This window comes from Bartonella sp. MU70NMGDW, assembly GCF_042194085.1.
Lineage (GTDB): Bacteria > Pseudomonadota > Alphaproteobacteria > Rhizobiales > Rhizobiaceae > Bartonella > Bartonella grahamii.
This window is the reverse complement of the sequence record NZ_JBHIMK010000111.1, coordinates 1-4,844: the sequence shown is the minus strand read 5'-3', so window position 1 is coordinate 4,844 and position 4,844 is coordinate 1. Positions and strand designations below refer to the sequence as shown.

Below are 4,844 nucleotides of genomic sequence, written 5' to 3'. Positions count from 1 at the left end.
ACAATCATCAACCCCTTTAATATAATTTTCATCTGTCCTCTTTCCTCATCTCGATCTCTTTTTTACCTTTAAAATACAATCACTCAAGCGTTCACAAGACACTTTTTCCAATACGCAATTTGCCGAAGAACCTCTGAAGGTGCTGTTCCCCCAAAGCTTTTGCGACTTTCAACAGATTTTTCAACGGTCAAAACATCAAAAAGTGTCGCATTGATATCAGGACAAATTGCTTGAAGTTCATCTAATGATAAATCCTGAAGGCGACACTGTTTTTTTTCTGCCAATGCCACAGCACACCCTGTGATATGATGTGCTTCGCGAAAAGGAATCCCTAAATTGCGTACAAGCCAATCAGCAAAATCTGTAGCTGTTGCATAGCCAGAATCAGCGGCTTGTTTCATAACTTCTTTATTAACTTTCAAATCAGCAATCATCCCTGTCATTGCTGCTAGTGATAATTCCAAACTCAAAGCCCCATCAAACACATATTCCTTATCTTCTTGCATATCCTTTGAATAAGCAAGGGGTAACCCTTTCATCACCGTTAACAACCCCATCAATGCGCCATTCAACCGTCCCACTTTAGCCCGCACAAGTTCGGCAGCATCAGGATTTCGCTTTTGCGGCATAATAGACGAACCCGTTGAAAAAGCATCTGATAAACGAATAAAATAAAACTGTTCACTTGACCAAAGAATTATTTCTTCTGCTAAACGTGAAAGATGCGTTGCACAAAGAGCGCCAGCGCTTAAAAATTCTAAGGCAAAATCACGATCCGAAACACTATCAATCGAATTGCGTGTAGGTTCTCGAAAGCCTAACGCTTTTGCTGTCATAAAACGGTCAATTGGAAAGCCTGTACCTGCTAAAGCAGCCGCCCCTAAAGGCGATTCATTCATGCGCTCAATCGCATCACGCATCCGCGATAAATCGCGACCAAACATTTCAACATAAGCCATCATATAATGGCCAAATGTTACCGGTTGTGCTGATTGTAAATGCGTAAAGCCTGGCATAAAGGTATCAACATGTTGTTCTGCTCGAATAAGCAATTGCTCTATCAATCCTTTTAAAGCTTGTGCTATCTTTTGCGTTGCTTCACGCACCCACAAGCGAAAATCAACAGCAACTTGATCATTGCGTGAGCGAGCCGTATGCAAACGCCCTGCTACAGGACCAATCAATTCGCTCAGCCGCGCTTCAATATTCATATGAATATCTTCAAGCTTTCGTGAAAAAACAAATTTACCGTCTTCAATTTCTTGGCGAATAAGTTTCAAACCATGAACAATTTTTTCATAATCTGATTGTGAAATGATTTTCGTTTGCGCTAACATAGCCGCATGAGAAAGGGAACCTTCAATATCTTGTCGATAAAGTTTTTGATCAAAATCAATAGAGGCATTAATTTCTTCCATAATTGCAGCAGGACCTGCCGCAAACCGACCACCCCATATTTGGTTCTTTAACTTCTCATCTGTCATATTCTGAAAACACCTATTTAAAGGACAAAATTATGATTTTTCAAATTTTCATCAGCGAAAAAAACAATAAAAAAAGGCAATTCTCCCTTGCTTTCTTTATCATTGCATTGAGTTTATACGCAACCATAAACTACGATACCAAAAGAGAGTCTTTTCTTTTCAATTTCATTTCAGCAGCACAAGCACAAAAAATAAACATTGATAAAGCACGAGCAGAAAAAATGATGGCGATCCGAAAAGCAGCAAAAGGCTTTTTTAGCCACATAAGATTTGCTGATACGCCCTCAGATATGAAGAAACTCTCTTTCAAGGACATTCGAGGAAAAGAGCGCACACTCAGCGAATTTACTGGAAAACCGATGCTGGTCAATCTATGGGCTATTTGGTGTGCACCTTGCCGCACAGAAATGCCAGAACTTGCGCAATTAAAACATGAATTAGGTGGAGAAAACTTTGATGTCATAGCTATTAATATCGATAAAACTGCTTCTCCTGAAAAAATTCAGCAATTTTTACAGAATATTCATGCGGATAATTTGCTTTACTATCGCGATGAAACAATGGATATTTTCAACAATGTTAGAAAACAGGGGCTTGCTTTAGGACTCCCCATTACATTTCTCATCGATAAAGAGGGATATCTCATTGCTTCCTTCAATGGTGCAGCTCCATGGGCCAATGACGATGCCAAAGCACTTATAAAAGCTGTTATAAAAGAAGCCCTATAACCTAATAACCGCTTCTTTTTAAACGTTGTATAACAAGATCCAGTGCTGACAAAAAGGCAGAACGGTCTTTACGAGAAAAAGGACGGGGACCACCTATTATACTGCCCTGTCCACGCAAATCTTCCATCAAATTGCGCATCGCCAAAGCCTGACCAATTGAATTTACATCAAAAATACGCCCCGTTGGCGAAAGACAAAAACCCCCAGCTTGCACAACCCGTGCTGCTAAAGGAATATCACTGGTAATAACGATACTTGCCTCATGCACATGTTCTACGATCCAATCATCAGCACAATTGAATTCACCAGCAACGACCACTCTTTCAATGAGTGCTTCATCTGGAAGGGAAAAAAAACGATTTGCCACAACAAATGTCTTAAGCTGATAACGATTCATCACACGATAAACTTCATCTTTTACAGGACAAGCATCCGCATCAATCAACAAAGTAATAGCAGGCTTTATTGGGATATTCATACCTTGGCTTTCACGCAATAGTTAAGTTCTTTCATCCATCTGAATGTTGCAAATGCTTGCGATAAAACATTATCGCCGCGTTTATTTCTCCTCCCAAAATAAAAATTGCACTCAAGATGTAAAGAAAAATAATAGCAACCATAATAGATGCTAACCCTGCATAGGTAGAAATATAATCAAACATTGTCAAATATTGTGCAAAAGCAATTGAAGCCATAAACCATACAAACATTGTCAGTACAATTCCTGGTAAAATATCTATAAACTTCCGCCGCTCTGCTGGTAGCCATTTATGCACAATCAAAAGACTTACAAAGAGAACAACCGCTGCGATTATGTAACGCCATAGACGAATGACACCGATATATTCTGTAATGAAAAAAGAATGATTTTGCATAATCTTGATCAGCAGAGGTGTTAAAATCAACAAAACGCTGATCACAATAAGACCAACAGCTCCAAGAATCACAAAAAACAAACTTTGAAAACGACAAAACAACAAGCTACGCCGATCAACAACACGATAAGCTCTATTTAAAGCTGTACGTAACGCCTCTACCCCATTAGAGGCAAAATAAGCCGCTCCAATGACAGAAACTGTCAACACTCCCCCCCGCTGTATGGTTAAAACATTGATAATTTCCTGAGATAAAGGCTCTGCAATGACATCTGGTAATAACTGCACCAAAGCTTTGATTTTTTGCGGTGTATATGTAAAAGCACCAAGAAAACTGGCAAGAGAAGTTCCAAAAATAAAAAAAGGAAAAAATGCTAAAAGCCCAGAGAGCGCGACATGGCTTGCAAAAGCACTCCCATTATCACGCCAATAATGGCTTACTGCGTCAACAAGGATACGATAGCTATACCTAAAGATATTTCTTAACAAATCTCTATACTTTCTGGTAAAACTCTTCCTCTGTCTATTTCAAGCTTTATAAAAATCATCAAAACTCTGCAAACAAACATCTTCCGATGTTGTAATATAAAGGGCAATAATCAACACGGTCAAGCCTGACTTTATACTAAAACAAAAACAACAACCCACTATATGAAATTCTACAACGACTTCATTTTTTTGTCTCTTCTATAGATCAGTAACCTCTTCTGTACATCATATGCCCTATAGAGAGTTAAGCACGATAATCTTGCACACATAAAACCTTTTGAAGTCATAGTTATCTGTATCGAAGCAATCGCCACTCTTTTTTATTGCCATCTATGACTGAATAAAGAAAAAACTTCTTATCGATTTCTAGAAAAAACCAATGAAATTCAACAAAAAAACCTTGCTTTTATTCACCCTTTTTTAGAAACACTCTGACGTCCAAAATCAGGAGCATCAATTTCCTGTCCAGCATCAATAATATTGCGACGTACAGCACGCGTACGTGTAAAAAAGTTAAACAATGTCTCACCATCTCCTAAACGAATTGCCTGCTCTAAAAAAGCAAGCCCCTCACTAAAACGGCTCAACATTTCTAAAATAGCATCCTTATTATGCAAACAAATATCGCGCCACATAACGGGATCAGAAGATGCTAAACGTGTAAAATCACGAAAACCGGAAGCGGAATAAGCAATGACTTCTGAATTTGTTACTTTTTCTAAATCACTCGCTGTCCCAACAGTATTATAAGCAATCAAATGCGGCAAATGCGAAACAATAGCCAAAACAAGATCATGATGTTTAGGATCCATCTTTTCGACACGCGCACCACAAGCTTCCCAAAACGCTGTTAATTGTGCGACAGCAGCAGCATCACTCTCAGCAAAAGGCGTTAAAATACACCAACGATTCATAAATAAATCAGCAAAACCAGCATCTGGTCCTGAATATTCCGTTCCAGCAATTGGATGCCCTGGAATAAAATGAACTGTTTTTGGCAATAAAGGTGCCATTTCCGCAATAACCAACGCTTTCGTAGAACCAACATCACTCACAATCGCTCCAGGTTTTAAATGATCACGAATGTTTTTTGCTACTTCTGCACTAGCCCCAACAGGAACAGAAAGAATAACCAAATCTGCTCCTTCAACAGCTTTTGCATTATCTGTCGTATAAAAGTCCCCAAGCTCCAATTCGCGCGCTCTTTTCAAGGTTTCTGAACGACGTGTTGCAATAGAAATTTGAGCCGCAAGATTTTTCTTTTTAAT

Annotated in this window: 5 protein-coding genes; 1 reads left to right on the top strand and 4 read right to left on the bottom strand. The window is 38.9% G+C overall.

Translation table 11 applies throughout. The features are described from left to right. Positions 1-83: 83 nt before the first annotated feature. On the bottom strand, positions 84-1,484 hold the full coding sequence (gene argH, locus ACFIKE_RS08245) for an argininosuccinate lyase (RefSeq protein WP_375649207.1): 1,401 nt from the start codon (positions 1,482-1,484) through the stop codon (positions 84-86). Between the two features lie 32 nt (positions 1,485-1,516). Between argH and ACFIKE_RS08240 the strand changes: the two genes are divergently transcribed. Next, entirely contained in the window at positions 1,517-2,212 is a 696-nt protein-coding gene (locus tag ACFIKE_RS08240; protein WP_375626052.1) for a TlpA disulfide reductase family protein, read from the top strand. Between the two features lies 1 nt (position 2,213). On the opposite strand, the gene ACFIKE_RS08235 is transcribed toward ACFIKE_RS08240, so the two are convergent. From ACFIKE_RS08235 to ACFIKE_RS08225, 3 genes are all read right to left on the bottom strand, one after another. After that, entirely contained in the window at positions 2,214-2,690 is a 477-nt protein-coding gene (locus ACFIKE_RS08235; protein WP_375649209.1) for a YaiI/YqxD family protein, read from the bottom strand. 31 nt (positions 2,691-2,721) lie between these two features. Next, positions 2,722-3,576 (bottom strand): YihY/virulence factor BrkB family protein, encoded by an 855-nt coding sequence (locus ACFIKE_RS08230; protein ID WP_375626054.1) that lies wholly within the window; start codon positions 3,574-3,576, stop codon positions 2,722-2,724. Between the two features lie 410 nt (positions 3,577-3,986). Next, positions 3,987-4,844 (bottom strand): prephenate/arogenate dehydrogenase family protein (locus ACFIKE_RS08225; protein WP_375649204.1); only part of this gene is annotated, 858 nt, incomplete at its 5' end.